Source organism: Stagnihabitans tardus, assembly GCF_009925085.1.
Classification (GTDB): Bacteria; Pseudomonadota; Alphaproteobacteria; order Rhodobacterales; family Rhodobacteraceae; genus Stagnihabitans; species Stagnihabitans tardus.
In genome coordinates this window covers 1-22,059 of sequence record NZ_JAABNR010000041.1, presented here as the reverse complement: position 1 = coordinate 22,059, position 22,059 = coordinate 1, and the positions used below count along the sequence as shown (strand labels likewise).

21 protein-coding genes are annotated in these 22,059 nt (G+C 64.6%); 12 read left to right on the top strand and 9 right to left on the bottom strand.

Annotated elements, in window-relative coordinates; genetic code table 11:
* Positions 1-228 precede the first annotated feature (228 nt).
* The 3 genes from GV832_RS20545 to GV832_RS20535 are packed head-to-tail and all read left to right on the top strand — an operon-like array spanning position 229 to position 4,431.
* On the top strand, positions 229-702 hold the full coding sequence (locus tag GV832_RS20545; RefSeq protein WP_168776752.1) for a plasmid mobilization protein: 474 nt from the start codon (positions 229-231) through the stop codon (positions 700-702).
* A complete protein-coding gene (locus tag GV832_RS20540) occupies positions 699-2,576 on the top strand; it encodes a relaxase/mobilization nuclease domain-containing protein (protein WP_168776751.1) in 1,878 nt (625 codons plus the stop codon). The genes GV832_RS20545 and GV832_RS20540 overlap by 4 nt, the downstream gene beginning before the upstream one ends.
* 10 nt (positions 2,577-2,586) lie before the next feature.
* Positions 2,587-4,431: a type IV secretory system conjugative DNA transfer family protein gene (locus tag GV832_RS20535; protein WP_168776750.1), complete on the top strand. Its 1,845-nt coding sequence runs from the start codon at positions 2,587-2,589 to the stop codon at positions 4,429-4,431.
* A gap of 85 nt (positions 4,432-4,516) precedes the next feature.
* Here GV832_RS20535 and GV832_RS20530 read toward each other — a convergent pair whose 3' ends face one another.
* The gene (locus tag GV832_RS20530) at positions 4,517-5,317 is read right to left on the bottom strand and encodes a GntR family transcriptional regulator (RefSeq protein WP_168776749.1); all 801 of its coding nucleotides are present in this window, start codon (positions 5,315-5,317) and stop codon (positions 4,517-4,519) included.
* 275 nt (positions 5,318-5,592) lie between these two features.
* Here GV832_RS20530 and GV832_RS20525 point away from each other — a divergent pair, with 275 nt between their 5' ends.
* From GV832_RS20525 to GV832_RS20485, 9 genes are all read left to right on the top strand, one after another.
* Positions 5,593-6,867 (top strand): ABC transporter substrate-binding protein, encoded by a 1,275-nt coding sequence (locus GV832_RS20525; protein WP_168776748.1) that lies wholly within the window; start codon positions 5,593-5,595, stop codon positions 6,865-6,867.
* Positions 6,868-6,968: 101 nt separating this feature from the next.
* Positions 6,969-7,871, top strand: coding sequence for a carbohydrate ABC transporter permease (locus tag GV832_RS20520; RefSeq protein WP_168776747.1), 903 nt, complete (start codon positions 6,969-6,971; stop codon positions 7,869-7,871).
* A 1-nt stretch (position 7,872) separates the two neighbouring features.
* On the top strand, positions 7,873-8,715 hold the full coding sequence (locus GV832_RS20515; protein ID WP_168776746.1) for a carbohydrate ABC transporter permease: 843 nt from the start codon (positions 7,873-7,875) through the stop codon (positions 8,713-8,715).
* A gap of 8 nt (positions 8,716-8,723) precedes the next feature.
* Complete coding sequence (locus GV832_RS20510; RefSeq protein WP_168776745.1) at positions 8,724-9,788, top strand: ABC transporter ATP-binding protein; 1,065 nt, start codon at positions 8,724-8,726, stop codon at positions 9,786-9,788.
* 31 nt (positions 9,789-9,819) lie between these two features.
* On the top strand, positions 9,820-10,833 hold the full coding sequence (locus GV832_RS20505; RefSeq protein WP_168776744.1) for an SIS domain-containing protein: 1,014 nt from the start codon (positions 9,820-9,822) through the stop codon (positions 10,831-10,833).
* 1 nt (position 10,834) lies between these two features.
* Entirely contained in the window at positions 10,835-12,136 is a 1,302-nt protein-coding gene (locus GV832_RS20500; RefSeq protein ID WP_168776743.1) for an NAD(P)/FAD-dependent oxidoreductase, read from the top strand.
* Positions 12,133-12,939 carry a PfkB family carbohydrate kinase gene (locus GV832_RS20495; protein WP_168776742.1) on the top strand — a complete coding sequence of 269 codons (807 nt, stop codon included), beginning with the start codon at positions 12,133-12,135 and terminating at the stop codon, positions 12,937-12,939. Before GV832_RS20500 ends, GV832_RS20495 begins: the two co-directional genes overlap by 4 nt.
* Positions 12,940-13,019: 80 nt before the next feature.
* A complete protein-coding gene (locus GV832_RS20490) occupies positions 13,020-14,009 on the top strand; it encodes an SIS domain-containing protein (RefSeq protein WP_168776741.1) in 990 nt (329 codons plus the stop codon).
* Between the two features lie 50 nt (positions 14,010-14,059).
* Positions 14,060-14,890 carry a PfkB family carbohydrate kinase gene (locus GV832_RS20485; protein WP_168776740.1) on the top strand — a complete coding sequence of 277 codons (831 nt, stop codon included), beginning with the start codon at positions 14,060-14,062 and terminating at the stop codon, positions 14,888-14,890.
* A 153-nt stretch (positions 14,891-15,043) separates the two neighbouring features.
* Here GV832_RS20485 and virB11 read toward each other — a convergent pair whose 3' ends face one another.
* From virB11 to GV832_RS20445, 8 genes are all read right to left on the bottom strand, one after another.
* Positions 15,044-16,018, bottom strand: a complete 975-nt coding sequence (gene virB11 / locus GV832_RS20480) for a P-type DNA transfer ATPase VirB11 (protein WP_168776739.1) — start codon at positions 16,016-16,018, stop codon at positions 15,044-15,046.
* Positions 16,018-17,340 (bottom strand): TrbI/VirB10 family protein, encoded by a 1,323-nt coding sequence (locus GV832_RS20475; protein ID WP_168776738.1) that lies wholly within the window; start codon positions 17,338-17,340, stop codon positions 16,018-16,020. The genes virB11 and GV832_RS20475 overlap by 1 nt, the downstream gene beginning before the upstream one ends.
* Position 17,341: 1 nt before the next feature.
* A complete protein-coding gene (locus GV832_RS20470; protein WP_168776737.1) occupies positions 17,342-18,091 on the bottom strand; it encodes a TrbG/VirB9 family P-type conjugative transfer protein in 750 nt (249 codons plus the stop codon).
* On the bottom strand, positions 18,088-18,747 hold the full coding sequence (locus GV832_RS20465; protein WP_168776736.1) for a VirB8 family type IV secretion system protein: 660 nt from the start codon (positions 18,745-18,747) through the stop codon (positions 18,088-18,090). Before GV832_RS20465 ends, GV832_RS20470 begins: the two co-directional genes overlap by 4 nt.
* Before the next feature lie 32 nt (positions 18,748-18,779).
* Positions 18,780-19,799: a TrbL/VirB6 family protein gene (locus tag GV832_RS20460; protein ID WP_168776735.1), complete on the bottom strand. Its 1,020-nt coding sequence runs from the start codon at positions 19,797-19,799 to the stop codon at positions 18,780-18,782.
* A gap of 3 nt (positions 19,800-19,802) precedes the next feature.
* A complete protein-coding gene (locus GV832_RS20455; RefSeq protein WP_168776734.1) occupies positions 19,803-20,309 on the bottom strand; it encodes a hypothetical protein in 507 nt (168 codons plus the stop codon).
* A complete protein-coding gene (locus GV832_RS20450) occupies positions 20,306-21,115 on the bottom strand; it encodes a type IV secretion system protein (RefSeq protein WP_168776733.1) in 810 nt (269 codons plus the stop codon). Before GV832_RS20450 ends, GV832_RS20455 begins: the two co-directional genes overlap by 4 nt.
* The coding region (locus tag GV832_RS20445) for a lytic transglycosylase domain-containing protein (RefSeq protein ID WP_168776732.1) at positions 21,112-22,059 on the bottom strand (948 nt) is incomplete at its 5' end. The genes GV832_RS20450 and GV832_RS20445, both read right to left, overlap by 4 nt.

Here is a 22,059-nt window from a genome sequence, read left to right as displayed (position 1 = left end):
GAGTCCTCACCGGCTGTCCGGTTTCCGCACGCGGGCTCCTCTTCAGAGGAGCGGAAACCGGCCGGTGAGGACGGTTGGCAGGAACGGTGGTGTGTGGTACATGATGCGCAATGACTGCAAAACACATGTAATGATGCAATGCCACGCTCACGCCTGACCTCTGCCGAGACTACCGCCATCACGGCGCGGCTCCTCGCTGGCGAGAGCGTCGCGGCCGTGGCGAGGTCTATGGGCCGTTCCCGCCAGGCGCTGTCACGGATCAAGGGCAGCCTTGATAGGAAAGAGGTGCTGCGGCTTTCCGTGAAGCTCAACATCCGCATCACGGAAGACGAGCATGCAGCCTTTCAGGCGGTTGCCGAGGCAAGCGGTCTGACGGTTTCGGAGGCAGTCCGGTATCTGGTCAGACAGGCAAGCGATCGTCTGGCCATCCAGGCAGCCGAGCTAGACGCCATCGCTGCAGCCAGGCGGGAGTTGTCGGCTGTCGGCAACAACCTCAACCAGATCGCCCGTCTGGGGGCGGTCGGACGCCTGACTTGGAATGCCGGCGATGCCGCCCTCGTGCGCAAGGTCGGCGCGCGGGTCGATAACCTCGTCGAAGAGGTTGTCCACCTCCTCTCGGCACTGAGGGCCAAGCAGGGACTTGGCGATCAAACCTCTTCCTTCGCTCCTGCTGCTAACGCCTATGTCGAGGCGCCGAAATGACCCGGTCTCCTTCCGTCGAGGATCTTGTTCTCGGTCATGTTCTTGACGACCGGCGTCGTGGGCGCGGCGGCGGCGATGGCGGTTCCTCCCGTCTCGGCACGCGCGAGGAACGTCAGACCCGGGCGCTTTTGCGGAACGCTGGAGGGCCACGCGGCTGGCAGTCGGTCATCAAACGCGTCGCAGGGGGCAGTGCCCGAACGCCGCAAGAGCTGAAGCGCCTTCTCGACTACGTAGCTCGGGAAGAGGGGGTGCAGAGCACCTGGTGTAATTTGGCGGGCTATGAGCGTGACTTCGATCCCGCGCGAACGGAGCGAACGGCGGACATCTGGTCTTCGACCTGGACCGGCGCGCCGCGTCGGGGACACGCGGATCATATCGTATTGAGTTTTCCCCGAGGGGTGGACACCGAACGCGCCGAGGTCATCGCCCGGGAATGGGGTCAGGCTGTGTTCGGGTCCGGTGAATATGGGGATGTCTGGCGCTATGTCGCGGCGCTTCACAAGGACACCGACCACCTGCATGCGCATTTCGTGGTCGACAAACACGGGATCGAGGAAGGCCGGTTCCTGTCGATCTGTCGTCATGCCGCGCTGAACTTCGATGTGATGCGCGAGCTTCACGCCGAGATCAGCCAGTCGCATGGGCTGAATATCCTCGCCTCATCGCGCCTTTCGCGCGGCATTATCGAGAACCCGCCACGACAGTCCGAGCTGCGGGCCTCGCGTCAGGGTGGGAAGGCCATGCCCCCTGCCCCGCCGCCGCTGTCCGACGGAGAGCGGAGCCGACGGCTTGCTGCGTTGCAGGGCTTCGCCCGCGAATACGACGCCTTAGGCGACCTGGCCGGTCTTGCCGCCGCAACTGGCGCTGAGGCGGGCAGCTCTTCCTACCTTTCACGGCTGGCTCGGGCGCTTGGCGCCTCCGCCGCCGCTCTCAGACAAGGAGTTCCCCTGATGCCCGATCACTCGCTTCATGCCGAAGGCGATCCCGCCGCACGGGTTGAGGCTGCGCGCAGCGAGATGATCGCTTCGGCCACTGAGGCCTGGGAGGCAATCCGTGCCATGGAACCCTCGGCCGAACGGGTTGACCTTGAACGAAGCTTTGCCGAACAGGCACGCGCCTCCCTGAAACTCGCCCCCGACAGCGTCCTCCTGGCAGAGCATGCGCAAGTCGTCGACCGGAGTGCAGATCCCTATCACAATCCGACCCTCGCCTCGCTTGCGCGACTGGAGCAGGGCCAGACCGAGGGTGTTTCTCTCGATGAAGGTCTACGCGCGACCCTTGCCCATGTTCGCGACGAGATCGGCGAACGGCTGACGGCGCTCTTCTCGATCCGGGAAGATGAGCTTCGCATAGCAGGCACCTCAGTCGAGGAAATGGTCGCCCGCTTCAGTTTGGCCGAGCGTAGCGAAGGCCAGTGGGCGAGCTGGATCACGGAGCAGCCGAACACGATGCAAAAGGTGTTCTGGATGGAAACGGAGCGCGCCCTCGGCCAGGAGGTTCGGGCAGAAGTCGCCGCTTTCAACTTTGCGCCGGAGTTGATGGAGGCCATTGCGCGCGACCAATTGCTCACCGCCGATCGCAATATGAAGCTCTCGGAGGTGCCCGCGCTGGAAGCCATCGTTGATCGCCTGCACGATACCCTGAAACCCGAGGATCTCGACCGCGTTCGGTCCGGCGATCTGGCCCCGCTCAACGAGCAGGTCCGAGATCCAGCCCTCAGGGCGGCCGTCGCGCATGAGCTGAAGAATGACGGCGACCTCGGCCAATCGGGTGAGGTCGGACCCTGGGCAGACCTGGCACGGGCGCAGTATCGCGCCGCTGAATTGGGGCAGCGCGACCGCACCACCGAACGCGACACCGGCCACGAACTCTGAGGACAGACCCATGCTCTCGCACCTCGACACGGCCTGGCGGTATCCACTGGCGCTGCTCCTTGGCCTCATGACCGGTCTCTACATTGGCGGCATGCTGGCGACGATCTACGTGATCACTGCCTTCCGGGAGAGCCTCGATACGCTTAGCCCCATAGGCCCCTGGTTTCTGCGCTATGCATGGGCCGACCTCGCCGCGCGGCCTTCGGTCCTGCAGGGCGCGCTGATCATCACTGTCGCCGTCACAGTCGCCCTGACGCTCGTCGGATTAGCCGGGGTGCACCGCGGCCGCCTCAACCAATACGACGATGCGCATTTCCAGTCGCGCCGCGAGTTGAAGCGCAACCACATGGTCGGAACCCTCGATAAGAACGGTTTCATCTTCGGCAAGCTCGGCCTCCCGAAGTCTGACGCACCGTTTGTGATGGCGCCGCCCGACCGTTTCCCGCATGCGATGATGATTGCACCCACGGGCCGCGGGAAGGGCGTCGGCTTCGTCATCCCGAACCTTCTGCACTTTTCAGGCTCGGCGATCATCCTCGACGTGAAGGGCGAGAACTTCGCGAAGACCTCCATCCACCGCAAACATGGACTGAAGAACGGCATTTGGTACTTCTCGCCCTTCGATGAAGACCGAGGTTCGCACCGGTTCAACCCACTCGCCCGGATCGCCGCCCTGCCCTCCGCCGAGCGTCAGTACACTGCGCTGAACTCGATGGCTGACCTTTTCCTCATCCCGGAAGGCGAAAGTGCGCAGAGCTTCTTCAATGCTGGCAAACGGCTCTTCATCGCCTCGTGCCTCTACGCCATCGAACAGCGCCGCCCGACTTTGGGCTTTGCCGGTGAGATCATGGCCGGTGGCGGCGACAAGAAGAAGAGCTACACCGCCATTGCCGAGACGACGAACATCCCGATCGTCTCCCGCACCTTCCTCGAGATGGCTGACGTTCCGGAAAAAACCCTCGGGGCCTATGTGTCCGTCATCCAGGGATCCGGTCTCGAACTTTGGAACGATCCCGCGGTCGACCGAGTGACGTCAGCCAGCGACTTCGACTTCTCAACCTTCCGTCGCGATCCTCAAAGCCTTTACATCGTCGTCCAGTCCGAGCACCTGAAAACCCTCGCCCCCCTCGTCCGCCTTCTCTTCGCGGATGCCATCGCGTCCCTCCAGCGCCGCGAGCCCGGGCCGGACGAACCCCATGCAGTCATGTTCCTGATGGACGAGTTCGACCAGCTCGGACGCCAGCCCCTTGTCCTCTCTTCCATCAAGACCATCCGCAGCTTCGGCGGCCGGTTCTTCATCATCTCCCAGACCATCCCTGGTCTCGATGACATCTATGGCGAAACTGGACGGAGGTCCCTGCAGGGCGGGGCTGGTGTGCAGATCTACATGACACCGCAGGATGACCGGACGGCCGAGGTGCTGTCGAATGCCTTGGGGCGCTCCACCATCACCGCCGTGACCGAAAGCCAGTCGCGGGTACGGGCGTTGGAGGACAGTGCCAATGTCAGCCGGCGTTCCGAGGAGCGGCCGCTGATCTCGGCGAACGAGGTGCTGCGGTTTCCGTTGGATGAGGTGCTAGTGCTGCCCGAGGGACAGTATCCGATCCGGGCGCGACACATCCGCTACTACGAGGATCGGCATTTTGGGCCGATTGATCGGGCGCGGAAGGGGAAAGCGTTGCCGACAATACAAGGGGGCGGGGCGGATCGTAGGCTAGCGCCTGTCGGGAAGCTGTCAGGGTTGACTGCGTCCGCTGGACCTGCGGGTGCCGAGGTCTTCGGAGAAGCGGCACGGGTGTTTCAGGAAATTGCGAAGAGCGCCAAGCGCACACGGAAATTGCCGGCTCGGGTCTAAGCGGAGCTTGGCCGCTGAACCTCACCGCATGCTCCTACGGGCAAATACGGCCCAAAGCGGACAATGACGCTTCGCAGTCATGCCTTCAAAGCGTTGGACTTGCCCAGTCGGTGAAAACACTCTTCACCGGGCCTGTATCATCGCGCAGGGATTCGAACGCTACGCGGTCAGGGTGGTTCCAGGAAATCAGGAACTCGGCCGGTTGGCCGTCGCGGTCGTAGACGGTCGAGCGCATGGCAAGGGCGCCTACTCCCGGGGCAAGGCCAAGAAGGTCTGCCTCGATCTCCGGGGCAGCGGCAACGCTGACGTGGAAGTCCGAGGTCGCGAAGGTCATGCCAAAGCGTTCGCGCAAAAGGGCGTAAAGCGATGGCGCAGCGAACACATCGGCGGCCACAAGCCCGGGGATACGGTGTTGCGGCAGGTAGCTGGTCTCGACGCAGAAGGGCACCGCATCTGACAGGCGAAGCCGCTTGATCACGATGATCGGCGCACCTTCGTCCAGGTGCAGTCGGCGTGCGATATTTGCATCGGCCTGCGCCTGCTCGAAGAATAGAAGGCGCGCGCCGGGTTTATGACCGGCCTGGCCCACGATTTCCGAGATCGCCGTCGAGACCCGCTTGGACAGCGGCCGCACGACAGCGGGTTCGGGCAAGAACGTGCCTGCCGTGCCGCGGCGTTCAAGATGCCCCGCGTCAACAAGCTGATTCAGCGCCTTACGCACGGTCATGCGCGAGATCCCGAATCGTTCGGCCAGTTCACGCTCGGACGGGATGCGATCGCCGTGCGACATGCCGGTTTCCAGCATGAGATTGCGCAAGAGCAGGTGCACCCGGGCCAGCGCCGAGCCGGGGCGCTGATCCTGACTGATGAAGTTAGGGATGGGCATTTGGTATACACCGACAGTAGGACACGCATTGAAAACCCCCCGATTTTCCGGACGTAGTAGGGGCAAACTGCGCAAGTTGCTATACCACGAACGCGATACAAGCAATCGAAAAAGCCACTCACGGCGCCGCTATGCCGCTATGCAGCATGAAAAAAATGCGCAGACTGCAGCAAGAAAATCGTTGCGCTGGTCCACTTGGTATGGATACCAATATACCAACACCAGCAAAGCCGGACAAACTGGTATAGTCCGGTCAACCAACAAGGGAGAGTTCGATGAAGCACCTTCTCGCCGTGACCGCACTGGCGACCGGAATCCTGGCATCGCTGCCGGGGCTGGCCCAGGACAAGACCGTGGTCAGTTTCCTGCACAAGTTCCCCGAGCCTGAGAACATGGCCTACTTCGACGCCGCAGTGGCCGAGTTCGAAGCGGCCAACCCCACCATCGACATCGTAATGGAGGCGGTGGCGGACGAGCCCTACAAGGACAAGATCCGCGTCCTGATGGCCTCGGACCAGGTGCCGGACATCTACTTCTCCTGGTCGGGCGAGTTCGGCCGCAAGTTCGCCCGCGAGGGCCGCACGCTGGACCTGACCGAGGCGCTGAAGGGCCCGGAATGGCAGGGCCGCTTCGCCGCCGCCTCGCTGGAGCCCTTCCAGTTCGAGGGCAAGCAGTTCGGCATCCCGGTGAACGTCGACAGCAAGTACATGATCTACAACAAGGCGATCTTCGAAAAGCACGGCCTTTCCGTGCCGACCACCTTCGCCGAATTCATCGCGCTGAACGACGCGCTTCTGGCGGCAGGGGAAGTGCCGATCGCCTATGGCAACCAGGCGCCCTGGGCGGCCACCCACTACATCGGCGACCTCTTCGCCAAGATGGTCCCCGACGAGGTGCGCCAGGCCGACTACCAGCTTCTGGCCCCGGCCGACCAGCTTTACACCCACCCCGGCTATGTCGAGGCGCTGGCGCTGTACAAGTCCTTCGGCGACAAGGGCTATTTCAACAGCGGCGCCAATGCGATCTCGCACCAGCAGGCCCGCGGCGCCTTCATCGCCGGCCGCTCGGCCATGGTCTACCTGGAGCTGGTCGAGTTCTACATGCTGGCCGACACGCCGGTGGCCGAGCAGGGCTGGGGCTTCTTCCCGATGCCGCCGATGGAAGGTGCTGCGGGCCGCAACGACCTGCTGACCGGGGCGCCGGACGGGTTCCTGGTCTCGTCCAAGACTGAGCATCCCGAAGAGGCGCTGGCCTTCCTGAACTTCATCACCTCGCCGGAGCAGGCGGCCAAGTATGTCTCGACCACGGGCATGACCTCGGCGGTGATCGGTTCGGTCACAGAGGCGACCACCACGCCGGAGACCCTTGCCGGGCTGAAGGCGCTGGAGGATGCGGCGGGCATGGCGCTGTGGCTGGACACCGACATGGACACCGCCTCGGCCAACGTGATCCTCGCGGCCGGACAGGGCCTGTTGTCGGGTGAAGAGACGCCGGAAGCGGTGATGGAGAAAGTCCGCGCCGCGGCCAAGGAAACCCAGGCCCAGCGGTAACTCCCCCGCCGGACCGATCGCCGGGCGGCGCGCCCTTGCCGCCCGGCCTTTCCCTTAAGCGCCCTTTCCCGCTCCCGCACTTGCCCGCGACAGGACACCCGATGCCCGACAGCCAAGACCCCATCCGCGCGACGTGGCGGCAAAGCCTGCAAGGCTGGCTCTGGGTCGCGCCGGCGCTTCTGTTCCTGGCGGTCTTCGTCTACGGCCCCGCGCTGACCAACATCCGTTTCAGCCTGTTTTCCTTTTCCGCCATGTCGCTGGACTGGGATTTCGTGGGCTTCGAGAACTATCTGCGGCTGTGGAATGACCCCCGCTTCATGACCGCGCTGACCAACAACGCGGCCTATGCGGCGATCTCGGTGACCTGCCAGGTCGGCATCGCGCTGGTGCTGGCCGCCGTGCTGGAGGCGCGGATCTTCCCGGATTTCTCGGCCAACCTGTTCCGGACCGCGCTGTTCCTGCCCTCGATCCTGCCGGTGGTGGTGGTCGGGCTGGTCTGGCAACTGCTCCTCACCCCGATGACCGGGCTGATCGACCAGATCCTGTGGGAAACCGGCCTGTCGTCCTGGTCGAAGGCCTGGCTGGGCGAGCCCGACACCGCCATCTTCGCGGTGATCTTCGTCAGCCAGTGGCAGTGGACGGGCTACATCATGGCGCTGTTCATGGTCGCCATCCGGGCCGTGCCGCGCGACCTGTACGAGGCGATGGAGATCGACGGCGCCTCGGGCGTGCAGCAGTTCTGGCACATCACCGTGCCGGGCGTGCGCGAGACAATCCTGATCGTGACCATCGTCACCATCCTGGGCTCGCTCAAGGTCTTCGACATCGTCTGGGTGATGACGGCGGGCGGGCCGAACCACGCGTCCGAGGTGCTGGGTACGATGATGTACCGCGCCGCCTTCCGCGACGACATGGTGGGCTATTCCTCGGCCATCGCCACGGTGATCTTCTTCATCGCGCTGACCATCGGCCTGGTGCAGATCAAGCTGCAGAAGGACCGCTGAGATGGCCGCCGCGCGCCCCTTCCCCGCCCTTGCCGTGCTGAACCGCATCCTCCTCTGGGCCGTCTTCCTGACTCTGGCCGTCATCTGCGTCTACCCGATGGTCTGGCTCTTCCTGAACGCCTTCAAGACCACGAACGACATGTTCGCCGCCACCTGGGGCCTGCCCAAGGTCTGGCATTGGGAGAACTTCTCGACCGCCTGGAACTACGGCATCTCGCGCTACCTCTTGAACTCGCTGGTCGTCACCACGGCGACGGTGGTAGTCGAGCTTTCGCTGGCCACGATGGCGGCCTATGCGCTGGTTGTGCTGAACTTCCGGGCCAAGGCGGCGATCTACACGCTGATCCTTGGGGGCGCGATCCTGCCGCCCGAGGTCAGCCTGATCCCGCTCTTCCGTGTCATGGCCGAGACCGGGCTTTACAACACCTACTTCGCGCTGATCCTGCCGAACGTGGCCTTCGGGCTTCCCTTCACCACCTTCCTGATCCGTGCCTACATGACCGGCATTCCAGGCGAGCTGCGCGAAGCCGCGCTAATGGACGGCGCGGGCGAGGCGCGCATCTTCCGCGAGGTCTACCTGCCGCTCTGCCGCCCGATCCTGGCCTCGGCCGGTCTGATCTCGGCGATGCGGGTCTGGAACGAGTTCATCTTCGCGCTGACCTTCGTCGAAAGCGAATCCGTCAAGACCGTAACCATCGGCGTGATGAGCTTTGCCGTCGCCCTGCGGGCCGACTGGGGCGTTCTCATGGCCGGACTGGCTCTTTCCATCCTTCCCATCCTTGCGACCTTCCTGGTCATGCAGCGCCAGTTTGTCGGCGGTCTGACCAGCGGCGCCGTCAAATGAGTTCGCCCATGGCCTACATGCAGATCAAGGGTATCGCCAAGCGATACGGAACCTATGAGGCCGTTCGCGGCATCGATATCGACATCGCCGAACGCGAGTTCGTGGTGATCGTCGGGCCGTCGGGCTGCGGCAAGTCCACGCTTCTGCGGATGATCGCGGGGCTGGAGTCGATCAGCCGGGGCGATCTGGTGATCGACGGCCAGCGGATGAACGACGTGCGCCCGGCCGATCGCGGTATCGCGATGGTGTTCCAGTCCTATGCGCTCTACCCACACAAGACCGTGGAACAGAACATGGGCTTCGCGCTGAAGGTGGCGAAGACGCCGAAGGACGAGGCCGCCCGCAAGATTGCCCGGGCGGCGGAAATCCTGCAACTTGGCCCGCTGCTGAAGCGGTTGCCGAAGGAGCTTTCCGGCGGCCAGCGCCAGCGCGTTGCCATCGGCCGGGCCATCGTGCGCAACCCCAAGGTCTTTCTCTTCGATGAGCCCCTGTCGAACCTCGATGCCAGCCTCCGGCTGCAGATGCGGATCGAACTGGCGCAGCTGCACCGCGAATTGCAGGCGACGATGGTCTACGTCACCCACGACCAGATCGAGGCGATGACGCTGGCCGACAAGATCGTCGTCTTGCGCGACGGGCTGGTCGAACAGATCGGCGCGCCGCTGGAGATCTACCGCCGCCCCGCCAACACCTTCGTCGCGGGTTTCATCGGCAGCCCGAAGATGAACCTCCTGAAGGCGCGGGTGACGGCGACCGTGGCTGGACAGGCCCGCGTCGATGCCGCCGGTCTGGTCTGCGATGTGGCGGTCGACCATCTGCCCGTGATTGGCGCCGAAGTCACCCTTGGCATCCGGCCCGAGCATCTGGCCGCCGGACCCGGTGCGCCGGTGCAGGTGCAGGCCAGTGAGCGGCTGGGCGGCGTGACCTATGCCTATGCCCGCCTGCCCGACGGCCAGAGCCTGACCGTGCAGCTGGACGGCGAGCATGACTTTGCCGCGGACGGCGGCCTGACCGTGCAGCCCCAGCCGGGCCGCGCGCATCTTTTTTCCGGCGACAGCGGCCTTCGGCTCTGATCCGCCCAACTGGTTCTCGAAAGGAAAGACCATGCTGAACTTCGACCCCGCCCGCTTCCTGCGCATCCAGACCGGGACCGTGACCATCGCCCGCGACCTTGGCGCAGTGGTCGGGCGGCTGGTGGCCGAGGGGGCCGACAGCCTCTTCTTCATGGGGTCGGGCGGCGCGGGCATCCTGATGCAGCCGGCGACCGACCTGATGCGCCGTGCGTCCAAGCTGCCCTGCCACAACGTCCTCTGCGCCGAAGTCGTGCTGACCGGCCACGTGGCGCTGGGGCCGAAGTCGGTGGTCATCATGCCGTCGCTCTCCGGCACGACCAAGGAAAGCATCGCGGCGATGGAGTACGTCAAGGCGCGCGGGGCCACCGTGATCTCGATCACCGGCCACGCCGACACGCCGCTGGCCAAGGGGGCCGACCACAGCTTCGTCAACTTTGCCGAGGACGACACCTCGTGCGAGATGTTCTACGTCACCTCGCTGGTGGCGGCGCTGGCGGCGATGCAGGCGCGGGGCGAGCGGTCTGACTACGATCGGATCATCGCCGAGCTTGCGGGTCTGCCGCAGCAGCTTCTTGCGGTGAAACAGTCGTTCGAGCCGCGCGCCGATTCACTAGCCCGGGCGATTGCCGCCGATGGCTGGCACATCCTGACTGGGTCGGGCGCGGCCTGGCCCGAGGCCTACTACTATGGCATGTGCATCCTAGAAGAGATGCAGTGGATCCGCACCCGGCCCGTCCATGCTTCGGACTTCTTCCACGGCACGCTGGAGCTGGTGGAAAAGGGCGTTTCGGTCGTGGTCTTCGCGGGTGAAGATGAAGCCCGCCCGCTGACCGACCGCGTGATTGCCTTTGCGAAGGGCTATACCGACAAACTGACGGTGCTGGATACCCGCGACCTTGCGACCACCGGCCTGTCGTCCGATTTGCGGGCGATGTTGGCTCCGGCGCTTCTCGCAACCGTGCTGGAACGGCTTTCGGCGCATCTGGAGGTGATGCGGAACCACCCGCTGGTGACGCGCCGCTACTACAAGCGCGTGGCCTACTGAGATGGACGCCTTCCAGGGACACAGCGACACCCCCCTCTGGCGGGCCGAGATGGCCTTGCCACAGGTCCCCGCCTCGACGGTCGAGCCGCGCGAGGACGTGCTGGTGGTCGGCTCGGGCTTCACCGGCCTTTACACCGCGCTGCATCTGGCGCGCGGCGGACGGCAGGTCGTGGTCTGCGACGCGGGAGAGATCGGCTGGGGGTGTTCCACCCGGAACGGCGGGCAGGTTTCCTCGGAAATGAAGCCGGACCTGGACGATTTCATCGCGAAGTATGGCGAGGATCGTGCGCGGGCCATCCTGTCGACCGGGATCGAAGCGCATCGTCACTTGCGCCGGTTCGTGGCGGAAGAGGGCATCGCCTGCAATTACAGCGTCTGCGGCCATTTCATCGGCGCGCATCGCCCCGACCGGATGGAGGGCCTGCGCCACTTCCTGCGCCAGAATGCACGGCTCGGGGTAGAGGGAGAGGAAATCCCGAAGGCCCGTGTCAGCGATTTCGTCGCCTCGCCGCAGTTTCATGGCGGGGTGCATCTGCCGGACTGGGCCAGCCTGCACCCCGGGCGGCTGGTCGCGGAACTCGTGCGGCTCTGCCTTGCGGCAGGTGTGCGCTTTGCGCCCAAGACCCGGGTGTCGCAGATCGAGGACCAGGGCGACCACATCACCTGTCTTGCCGGAATCCGCACGGTCCGCGCAGCACACCTGGTGATGGCAACCGACGGCTACACCGACGGCGCGTCAAAGTGGATGCGGCGGCGGGTGGTGTCGCTGGCCTCGGTGGTGACGGCGACCGAAGCGATGGACCCTGCAGCGGTTCGTGCGCTCTATCCCCGGGCGTCGATGGTCTATGACACCCGGATGAACGTGACCTATCACCGGCCCTCGCCCGACGGCGACCGGGTGGTGATTGGCACCGTGGTTCCGGTGAAGGTGGACGATGTCGCGGCCTGCCTGCCGCGGGTGCGTCGCAACATCCTTCGGCTCTTCCCGCAGCTGGAGGGCGTGAAGATCGCCCATGTCTGGACCGGCTTTGTCGGCGCCACCTTCAGCCACCTGCCGCATGTGGGCCTGCACGGGCGCATGGGCTATGCCATCGGCTACAACGGCACTGGCGTCGCCATGTCGTCCTACCTCGGGATGAAGCTGGCGCAGAAGATGCTGGGCAGGGGCGGGGAGACGGCGCTGGACGGGCTGGAGCTGGAGACGCGGCCCTTCTTCCACGGCCAGACCTGGTATCGCCGCCCGGTCCTTGCCTGGCATGACCTGAAGGACAACATGGCCTCGCGCGGGGCGACCATCGGATGACCACGTTCGACCTGATAGCCCTGGGCGACAACTGCATCGACCGGCTGACCGGTGCGGTCACGGCCGATCTGGTGGGCGGCAACGCGGTCAACGTGGCGGTGCAGGGCGCGATGCTTGGCCTCCGCACGGCCTATTGCGGTGCGGTCGGCCCGGCGGGTGAAGCCGACGGCGACCGGGTGCTTGCCGCGCTGGCCGTGAAGGATGTGGATGTATCGCTGGTGGAACGGCGCCAGCCGCCGACCTCCGTCACCTGCCTGACCGTTGCCCCTGACGGAAACCGCACCATCCTGACCGAGGATTTCGGGGCTTGCGCGGGCTGGGTGCCCGATGCCGCCCGCCTGCGTGCGCTCTCGGCGGCCCGGCATGTCCATATCGGCTGGCTGCAGGATGGCGGCCATGCGCGCCGGGTGCTGGCGCGTGACGGGGTCAGCCTGTCGCAGGATGTCTCGGTGAACGCGGCGCCGGAGGATCTGGATGTGGAGGGGCTGACCATCGCCTTTGCTTCGTTGTCCGAAGCGCAGGCCGACCATGCCGAGGCGCGCGCTGCGGAACTGGTGGCGCAAGGCGCAAAGGGGGCCGTCGTCACGCTGGGCGCACGGGGCAGTCTTGCCCTGATCGGCGGACAGACTTTCCGCGCCGCTGCCCCGGCGATCACCCCAGTCGACACCACCGGCGCTGGCGACGCTTACATCGCGGGCTTTCTGGCCGCGCGTCTCAACGGGGCCTCGGTGCCCAAGGCCATGGCAGCGGGCCACACCTGCGCTGCCGCCTGCTGTGGCCATCCGGGGGGCTTTCCCCAGTAGCGCCCAACCCATTGCCGACCTGCCGCCCCCCGGAACGCCGTTTCCGGGACCGGCCCAACCTTGCCTGATGAGAGGACCAGATGACCGACAAACCCTTCCCGACCGAGGCGCAGATCGCCGCCGCTCTTGCCGCCGCAAAGGCCCGGCCTGCACTGACCGAGATCTATTTCGTCGCCTGCGGCGGGTCCTATGCGCTGATGCTGCCGAACCAGTATGCGGTCGATCGTCATGCGAAGACCATCGCCGGACACGCGCTGAACGCCGCCGAGTTCATGGCCCGCAACCCGGCGCGGCTGGGGCCAACCTCGGCCGTGATTCTGTGTTCGCATTCTGGAACCACGCCCGAAACGGTCGAGGCGGCGCGCTTCGCCCGGGCCAAGGGCGCGCTGACCATCGCGCTGACCAACCTGCCCGGCAGCCCGCTGGACGAAGCGGTCGAGTTCCCGGTCTACTACACCCACGCCCCCAAGACCTTTGCGACCGACCATTCCGCCGCCGTCATGGCCCGGCTGACCTTCGGCATCCTCGCCGCGCGCGAAGCCAACCCCCTGGCGCAAAAGGTGGAAAAGGCCCTGACCGCCCTGCCCGCGCTGATCGACACCGCCATCTCCGCCCATGCCGACCGGATCGCCACTTTCGCCGAAAGCCACAAGCGCGAGCCGGTGATCTACACCATGGGCGCCGGCGCGAACTATGCCACCGCCTATTCCTATGCCATCTGCATCTTCCAGGAGATGCAGTGGATCCACTCCGCCGGCATCCACGCGGGCGAATACTTCCACGGACCCTTCGAGATCACCGATTTCGACGTGCCCTTCATCGTGCTGCGCGGCCTTGGCGCAAGCCGCAAGATGGATGACCGGGGGTTGGATTTCGTGACTAAGTACAGCCAGCGCGTGACCACGCTCTGCGCCGAGGAACTGGGCCTCGGCGTGATCGATCCCGAGGTCGTGGAACATGTCGAGCACATGGCCTTCGGCACGCTCCTGCGCGTCTATTGCGACAAGCTGGCCGACAGCCGCGGCCATCCGCTGACCGTGCGGCGCTACATGTGGAAGATGGACTATTGACGAAAGGTCAGGGGGCGGGCCAGTCCTGCCCCCTCCAGGACGGAGCCAGCATGACGAACGGACTTCTCTGCATCGGCGACAATGTCGTCGACCTCTACCTTGACCGGGGCGAGTTCTTCCCCGGCGGCAACGCGCTGAACGTGGCCGTTCTGGCCCGCCGCTTCGGGCTTGCCGACGTGGCCTACATGGGCATCGTCGGGAATGACCGTGAGGGCGATCATGTCCGCGCCTGCATGGCCGCCGAAGGCCTCTCGACCGCCCATCTGCGCCGGGTAGAAGGGCCGAACGGCAAGGCGCAGGTCACGCATGATGCGGACGGAGACCGGGTCTTCGTCGCGTCGAACCGGGGCGGCATCCGGCGCAAGCTGATGCTCAGGATGGACGAGGATGACCTCGCGCTGATCGCGGCGAAGGGCCATGTCCATTCCAGCTGCTTCAGCTATCTGGAACCCGAACTGCCCCGCATCCGGGCTTCTGCGCGCGAGGTGTCCTTCGATTTCTCGACCCTGCACGACCCGGCCTATCTGGAGCAGGTCTGCCCCCATGTGACCACCGCCTTCCTCTCCGGCGCCGGGCTGCAGGACACGGCGGTCAGCGCCCTCATCGGGCGGGTTCTCGATCTTGGGCCGGACACCGTCTGCGTGACGCGCGGCGACAAGGGGGCAGTCTGGGCCAATGGTCAGACCCGCATCGAACAGCCAATTGTGCCCGCCACGGTGGTCGACACGATGGGCGCAGGCGATGCCTTCATCGCGGGCTACCTTGTGGCGAGATTGCGCGGAGATACTCCAGAACAGGTTCTCCAACATGCCGCCTTCTGCGCAGCGAAAGCCTGCGGATGGGAAGGCGCATGGGGCTATCCGCTCGCAGACATTCCATAGCCCACCGCCGATGTCATTGACCTGCTTTGGTGCTCGTCAGACGTTCGATGGTTCGGACCGGCAGCGAGTTGCATCCGCCAACGCTGGGCGAAGATGCTCTTGAACGTTGACGTATGCAAGGCGCGAAGGTCCGCTTTCCGCCCTTCGCGATCCTCAAAGGCACAGTATCTCCGCCACCCCACGCCGCCCGCCTTCCCTCGAAAGCTGCACCACCAAATCCACGCTCCCCTCGCAGTACCGCTTCACCTCCTCGAAGCCCATGCCCAGCCCGGCGGCCATGACCATGATTGCCAACCGATCAATCGCCTTCCGTGCTGTGTCTGCATGGATTGTTGTGAACGACCCACCGTGCCCAGTGTTGATCGCTTCGAGAAAGGTCCGGCTTTCCTCGCCCCGCAGTTCGCCCAGAATGATCCGATCCGGCCGCATCCGCAGGGAGGCTTCCAGCAATCGCGCAGGCGTCCGTTCTCCTTGGGCAGTGCGGTCTGCCTTAAGTGCCACGGCGTTCTCCTGGCGGGGAAAGAGCTCGTAGGCATCCTCGATGGTCAGGATCCGCTCGCCTTGATCCACCATCGACAATAGTGACCGTGCGAATGTCGTCTTGCCGGTCGAAGTGCCCCCAGAAATCAGGATGTTCATGCGCTCCTCGACGCAGAGCCGCATGGCCTCGACGACCTGCCCGGCCTCGGCCAGTTTCATCGCCTCCCCTGCCCTTTCCCGACGCTTGGCGTCGAGATCGACGAGACCACCATGCAAGAGTCGCGGCTCGATCAGTTGATCTGTTGCGATTTTGAACGGCCGGAAGGTGATGGCCATCCCGCCTTCCACGATGGGCGGTGCGACTACCTGCGCCCGGATCGCCATGTCACCCGAGACGATTTTTCCGGAGACGGTCGGCTTCTTGTCGGAGAATTGCACGCCGACTGCGGAAGCGATGGCCTGGCCGAGGTTGGTCGACAGGACGCGATCAATCGAGAGATGCGCGACCCGCTCCATGTGCGTCGCACCCTTTCGCTCGATCCAGACCTTTCCGTCCGGGTTGATCGCGACCTCGACAAGATCGTCCCGCAGGAACAGCGGCGCAATTGGCGTCAGGTAGGACCCGAGGAAACTCGGCCGATCATCCATCACCAGATTTCCAGATCGCGGTCGACCATGACCGTGATCGCGGCCCCGGGCGCGACCGTGATGATCGGCGGCAGGCTCGTATAGGCCTCGACCGCTGAGCCCATGGCAGCGCTCAGGTCCTCGCCCATGCTCTCGGCCGTGTCTGAACTGATCTCGTCGGTGTATTTCGCGGCGGCGACAGCGGGGGCGGCTCCGAGAAGGGAGATGAGTGCAGCCGACCCGAACCTGGCACCAAAGCGGGTGTTGACCTTGCCGGTTAGGCCCGACCGACCCTGGGCATCGCCGCCGAAGGCTTCCATCTGCATGGACTGTCCATCGGGAGTAACGAGCCGGGTCCAGGCGACAAGGATGCGCCCCTGACCGATGGCCACGTCCGAGGAGTAGTCTCCGAAGAGGCGCGAACCGGCGGGGATCAAGACTTGCGCCTGATCGAAGGACCAAACCGGTCGGGTCACGATCGCTGTGATCTGGCCAGGCAAGCTCGAGTCGACCGCATTCTCCAGGGTCGCTTCGATCATCGTACCCTGAAGGACGGTGTTCGAAGGATTCGCGATCACCTGGCTCACTTCCGTGGTGGTGGCTTCGCGCCCCGATTGCACGAAATCCCGCCCCGCAGCATCTCGACCCTCGGCCGGGGCTTCGGACATCCCCATGACTGCATCCCCTGCCCCACCCTTTTGGCCATCGTCAAAGACGACCGAAGGCGAGGCCACGCGGGCTGCGAGCTGCGCCTCGCGCTCGGCACGTTTGGCGGCCAATTCGGCTTCCCGAGCGGCGTCAGCGGCACCAGCAGCGTCGGCGCTTGCTTTCAGGACAGCGATCTCCTGATTGAACTGCCGCCGCATGTCCTCCATCAAAGCGAGGTTCTGCGACTGTGCTTCTTCGAGGGCTAGCGCCAGTTCCTTGGCGGTCTGATCCTTCTCGGCATCGGCCCTGTCGGCAAGATCACCCAGTTCGCGTTGTAGCCGTTCGACCTCGGACTGGAGTGTGGCGTTCCGCGCTTCGAGGTCTTCGCGCTGTGACGCCAGTTCCCCTTCGATGTCGGAAAATCCATCCCCGGCGGGCTTCGCCTCTGGTTCGGGTTCGATGGCGCCGAAGGGTGAGCCTCCCGCCTGGTCCTGGAATTCCTCTACGGCGGAGGTTTCCACATCCGGGATGGCGCGGCTGGAAGGCCAGACCGTCCAGAGCGCGGCAAGGCTGGCCCCTGCCAGCAGAGCACCCATGCCAAGTTTTTGCTGCCTGGTCATCGTCGGCTTTGGCCGATCGATCTGGTAGTCCGGCTCAGTACCCTTCTGCGGATTTGTCATTTCCGGATCAGCCATGTCAGAACTCCCAACCCTGAAGCTTGGCGAGCAGGGCCTGATCGCTGGTCACGCCGCCATCCACCCGTTCGATGCACAGAACTTGGCCGCCGATCCGGATCGAATAAGCGGTGCGCAGGCCCGAGACACGGACGATGCTGCCCCGCGTGCCTGAGTTCAGGGTCACCTCGCGGCCCGTCGCATCGACGCCGAAGATCGAAGGCCGGAGACCTGGTGCGAAGGCGAAGTAGGTCGCTTGCCCATCGTTCCAGATATGGACCGGTTTCAGGGTCTCGTCGCCCGACCAGGCATAGCCGATGTCGCGCGACCCTGCGGCCACGGCGCTGCGGGCCGAGCGGCTCGTGCCGGTCTCGGGGTATCGCAGGACCAGCCGGTAGGTCGGGTTGCGGGACCAGCCCTCGCTGATCGACAGCGAGATTGTGCGCCGCCCCGTATAGATCGTCATGTTGGTCTCGGCCCCAGCGATCAGGGGTTTCACGGAGACCGTGGTTCGGTTCGAGAGCACTTCGACCTCGAAGGCCTCGCTGTCGCCCAGAAGGACGGAATCGATCCGCTCGCCGGCGCCGAGCTCGATTGCCGTGTTCACCCGCAAATGCGTGTCGAGCCGGATCACGTCGACAGGGTTGTAGAGGACAGAGCGAACCCGGGCGTCGGCACCCATCGAGGCGGGCGCCACCTCGGCAAATGTGGGAAATGCCGAAGCCAGTACACTGGCGAGGACAATCCCCGGGAGGTGGAGAGAACGGGTCATGGATTGGACTCCAGAGTTTCGGCGTCGACGCGGTAGGCCGAGACGGTGAAGCCGAGCGGGTTTTCCCAGACATGGGCGAGGGAGCGTTCGGTCTTCGGCTCGAAGGCGAACTCGACCGTCGCGACGAAGGGCTGGGTCACCGGATCCTGCTTCGTCTTGCGCAGGGTCTTCAGGAAACGGATCTGGGCGACGTTCGGCGAAAGGAACGTGATCCGGCGCACTGTCACCGTGACTTCCGCACCGGGCCCATAGACATCGGGCGGATAGGCGGTATTACCGCCGCCCTTCGACCAGAGAAGCCGCAGACTCTCCTCAGCCCCGCCGGTCGAACGGCGCTGGACGCTCTCAAGCCGGGCCTGAATGCCGGGAAGGAAGTATCCCTCGCGGTCGGAGACGTAGGCGACAAGAAGGCTCTGCTTCAGCGCCTCCTGATCCTCGATCCCAGTCGGGGCAACCTGCAGGATGTTTTCGGCGTCACCGGTCTGCCGATCGACAAGGACGGTGAAGACCTGGGTTTCACGCAAAGGCAGGACGAGGAGCAACGCGGTCGCAAGGATCAGGCTCAGCCCGCTTGCGGCACTCGCGACAATCCAGGCACGTCGGGCTGAGAGACGGGGCTCCAGAACGAGATCGACATCAAATCCATGCGCCTCCATGGGCGGTCCTCCACTTCTCGAATTCTGGGGCATCAGCTCTTGTCCGGTGTCCTGCTAGCGAGCCGCATAGCGGTCTGCACCGCGGACCGCCCGATCTGTCCGGCGGCATTGCCGTTCAGGCGAGCGTCCGAGGGACGGCGGCCGCCGGCATCCAATCCAGCCGCTCCCCGCCCTGCGCCGATCCCGGACGCGATGCCGGTGCGTCCGTAACCCTTGACGCTGTCAGCGGTGCGGAAGGTTGAGGCTGCAACGCTGCCAAGACCGGTTGCGGTCGACGCGAGCGACTGCGCAATCGTCGGTACCATTGCCATGAGGCCAGTGCCGAGCATCATGACGACCACAAAGCTCAGGACATCGCCGATGGTTTCCACCGAGGCGAGAGAGGCTGGCGTCAGGTCGCGGGCGATCGCGATGGTGAAGGCCGCCATGCCCGAGGTCAGCATCGGATAGAAGGCAAAGCCGAGGGCGAGGTTCACCCACCGATCGAAGAGAGGTGCGGTCACCTTGAAGAGAGTGCAGGCAATCGCGATCGGCGCGAAGATCACGAGGACGCCGATCATGATCTTCGCTGCCGAGATCACGATGATCGAGACGGTTGCCATCAGCGCGGCCACGAGGAACATCAGAAGGCCCGCGAGGGCACCGGTGATATAGCTGCCGTTCTGGCTGATTGCCTGCCCGACATCGAGGGCCTGAAGGTAGAGCGAATCGAGACCCTCATAGAGATTGCCCGATCCTCCGCCGAAAGCCTCAAGGACGACAGCCCCGATCTCGCTCGGGGCATTGGTCAGGACACCGTAGACCGAATTGAAGTTCGTCCAGGACGACAGGAAGGCCGACGCCACCGCGATGCGGACCATCAGGCCGAGCCCGTTGCGCAGTGTCATTGGCACTGCCTGTGCCATCAGGTTGATGCCGACCAGGGCTACCACCAGGACCGAGCCGACCCGGAAGATAGGCACAATCTCGGCGGCCACGGCATCGAACGCCGTGGCGCCCACCGCGGTAGCGGCAGCATCGACCTGGGTCAGTATGTCGGCGATGATGGCCATGAATCACATGGACCGGCAGACGGTCTCGAGGTCGCGATAGCGTGCCTCCGTCTCGCGTTGGTGCTGCGTGAGGTAACCCTCAAGCTCGACACGATCATCATTGACGAGGTCTGCACCCGGCTTACCCAGGATCTCCGACGTGAACATGTCAAAGCTGAAGCCATCGAAGAGGCAACCGCATGTTCCCGCTTCCAGAGACTTTCTCTTAGCCGCTGTGATGTAGGCCTGCCGCGCGGCCCCCTTGAAGCGCCAGTCGGTGATCCCCGCGGGCAGGTCGATCACCTCGTTGCAGGTGGCCCTATTAACTCCGGCGAAGATCCCAGTCCCGCGCCGCTGCATTTCGGTCAGTAGGTCTAGCGCGGCCTCCGCATCCTGCGCCCCTACCGCTTCCCGGGTTCTTTCAGCCAGCTGAACGTCGCTCAATGAGGCGAGGTCCTCCGCTGCGGCGAAGTTGGCGAGGCAGACGAGGGCAACAACCGCCGCGATCTGGTGAGACGACCGCCGCATCATTCAGCACCCGAGTAATCGAAGAAGCTTTTTTCCTTGGCCTGTTCTGCGGCCCAGTTGACACCCGTCTGCCCCGCAGCCAGCCCTGCAGCCGCGTTCAGCCGCCACATCTGGCCGAGCATGTAGTTGGTCTCGGCGGCCATCCGCGTGTTGAGGTCAATGCTTTCCTTCAGGCCTTCCTGGTTGGCGATCTCATCGACAAGGCCGTCGATCCGCGCGAGGCTTTGGGCGGCTTCCTCGTAGGAAAGCTGCGCCACGCCCATGGCCGTGGCACTCGTCGCTGCGGTCGTCGCGATGAGCTTGTCCTGCGGATTGGCGGAGGAGGACAGCCCGGCCAGGGTTTCCGAGGTTAGGCCGGCCCCTTCCAGCGTGTCGCGCATGTATTCGGCGGCCATCTTGTCGCCCATGGTCACATCGCCATCTAGAAGGCTGTCCAGGAGCCCATCGAAATCCCCGATGGTCAGCGCATCCTGGAAATCGGAGAGATCGGTGATCTTGGCCGCCCGTGAGCGCAGGTCCTCCACCGAATTGTAAAGGCTCGCGATCTCGTTCAGGCCCGAGATTGATCCGAGGATGCCTTCGAGGTTGGTCAGCTGCTCGAGACCGGTCTCGACCTGCTTCTTCAATTCTTCGATCTGCGCGATCTGGTTTTCGGCATCGCGAAGTGCCGCCTGCAGCTGCTCGATGTTCTTGGCAAGGTTGGTGCCGTCGATGACGGGCACGCCTTGGGCCAGAACAGGCGCAGCCAGAAGCGAGGCACAGACGGCGAGCGCGAGACGCGCCCTCGTTCGAAGGACGGCAGGTCTCACGGAGTGTACTCCCAGAAGGTGGTGTATTGCAGGGATTGCGCGGCGTCCGAGAGCCCACGGGCCGCCTCGACTTTGACGGCACCCGCGCGCAGCCGCAGCGTCAGGGCCATAAGGCGCGCGCGTTCGGCGAGCATGTAGGTGTTCTGGTCGACCGCTTCTTTCGGGGTCTGGGGCTTAGCCTCTTCAAGGAACCCCTTGATCCGCGCCATGGCCGCCTCGATCTGCCCCGACTGCTGGCCGGAATAGCCGATGAAGGCTGAGGACATGTTGCCCCATTCGGCACTCGCACCCTCCACCCCCGCCAACGTGCCCGTCATGTCCGCGCCGGTGATCACTGAGAGATAGGCGTCGTAGTAGCCCGAAATCCGGCGGACGTAGTTCTGGGTTTCCTCGAAGGGTGGGATGCCGCCGTATTTCTGGACGTTGCCCGGCCCGGCGTTATAGGCCGCGAGCGCGAAGTCGATCCGGCCAAAGCTGTTGAGCTGGGTCGCAAGATAGCGCGCGCCACCATCAAGGTTCTGCAGCGGATCGGACGGATCGACGCCGAGATCGGCGGCAGTGCCCGGCATCAATTGGCAAAAGCCCATGGCCCCGACCGGGCTGATCGCCGCGTTGGAAAATCCGCTTTCCTGCTTCACCAGCGACTGGAAAAGAATGCGCCAGGTCATGGGCGTGAGCCCGACCTTCACGACACCGGGGTGTGTTTCATAGCGCGCCGCTGTGGCGATGATCATCGCCTCGACTGTCTCGCCTTCACCGAAGAGCCGCTGGCTTTCCGGGCTTGTCTCCTCAAGGGGATAGACCTCGTCGGCAGGAAGGAAGGTTCCCGTCCCCATCTCGAAGCCGCTGAGGTCGGTCACGCCGGTCGTATCCGCGAGGAAACGCTCATAGGCGGCCAGCTGGTCGTCTTCGATCTCGCTGAGTTCCGTGCGCGTGGCGAGTTT

Bases quoted from the DNA above. Each gene is read 5' to 3' on its own strand.
- GV832_RS20505 (WP_168776744.1), top strand. From the start codon at position 9,820: ATGCTGAACTTCGACCCCGCCCGCTTCCTGCGCATCCAGACCGGGACC.
- virB11 (WP_168776739.1), bottom strand. From the start codon at position 16,018: ATGGATGATCGGCCGAGTTTCCTCGGGTCCTACCTGACGCCAATTGCG.
- GV832_RS20530 (WP_168776749.1), bottom strand. From the start codon at position 5,317: ATGCCCATCCCTAACTTCATCAGTCAGGATCAGCGCCCCGGCTCGGCG.
- GV832_RS20540 (WP_168776751.1), top strand. From the start codon at position 699: ATGACCCGGTCTCCTTCCGTCGAGGATCTTGTTCTCGGTCATGTTCTT.
- GV832_RS20495 (WP_168776742.1), top strand. From the start codon at position 12,133: ATGACCACGTTCGACCTGATAGCCCTGGGCGACAACTGCATCGACCGG.
- GV832_RS20545 (WP_168776752.1), top strand. From the start codon at position 229: ATGGGCCGTTCCCGCCAGGCGCTGTCACGGATCAAGGGCAGCCTTGAT.
- GV832_RS20500 (WP_168776743.1), top strand. From the start codon at position 10,835: ATGGACGCCTTCCAGGGACACAGCGACACCCCCCTCTGGCGGGCCGAG.
- GV832_RS20465 (WP_168776736.1), bottom strand. From the start codon at position 18,747: ATGGAGGCGCATGGATTTGATGTCGATCTCGTTCTGGAGCCCCGTCTC.
- GV832_RS20525 (WP_168776748.1), top strand. From the start codon at position 5,593: ATGAAGCACCTTCTCGCCGTGACCGCACTGGCGACCGGAATCCTGGCA.
- GV832_RS20490 (WP_168776741.1), top strand. From the start codon at position 13,020: ATGACCGACAAACCCTTCCCGACCGAGGCGCAGATCGCCGCCGCTCTT.
- GV832_RS20485 (WP_168776740.1), top strand. From the start codon at position 14,060: ATGACGAACGGACTTCTCTGCATCGGCGACAATGTCGTCGACCTCTAC.
- GV832_RS20455 (WP_168776734.1), bottom strand. From the start codon at position 20,309: ATGATGCGGCGGTCGTCTCACCAGATCGCGGCGGTTGTTGCCCTCGTC.
- GV832_RS20460 (WP_168776735.1), bottom strand. From the start codon at position 19,799: ATGGCCATCATCGCCGACATACTGACCCAGGTCGATGCTGCCGCTACC.
- GV832_RS20515 (WP_168776746.1), top strand. From the start codon at position 7,873: ATGGCCGCCGCGCGCCCCTTCCCCGCCCTTGCCGTGCTGAACCGCATC.
- GV832_RS20470 (WP_168776737.1), bottom strand. From the start codon at position 18,091: ATGACCCGTTCTCTCCACCTCCCGGGGATTGTCCTCGCCAGTGTACTG.
- GV832_RS20535 (WP_168776750.1), top strand. From the start codon at position 2,587: ATGCTCTCGCACCTCGACACGGCCTGGCGGTATCCACTGGCGCTGCTC.
- GV832_RS20520 (WP_168776747.1), top strand. From the start codon at position 6,969: ATGCCCGACAGCCAAGACCCCATCCGCGCGACGTGGCGGCAAAGCCTG.
- GV832_RS20475 (WP_168776738.1), bottom strand. From the start codon at position 17,340: ATGGCTGATCCGGAAATGACAAATCCGCAGAAGGGTACTGAGCCGGAC.
- GV832_RS20510 (WP_168776745.1), top strand. From the start codon at position 8,724: ATGGCCTACATGCAGATCAAGGGTATCGCCAAGCGATACGGAACCTAT.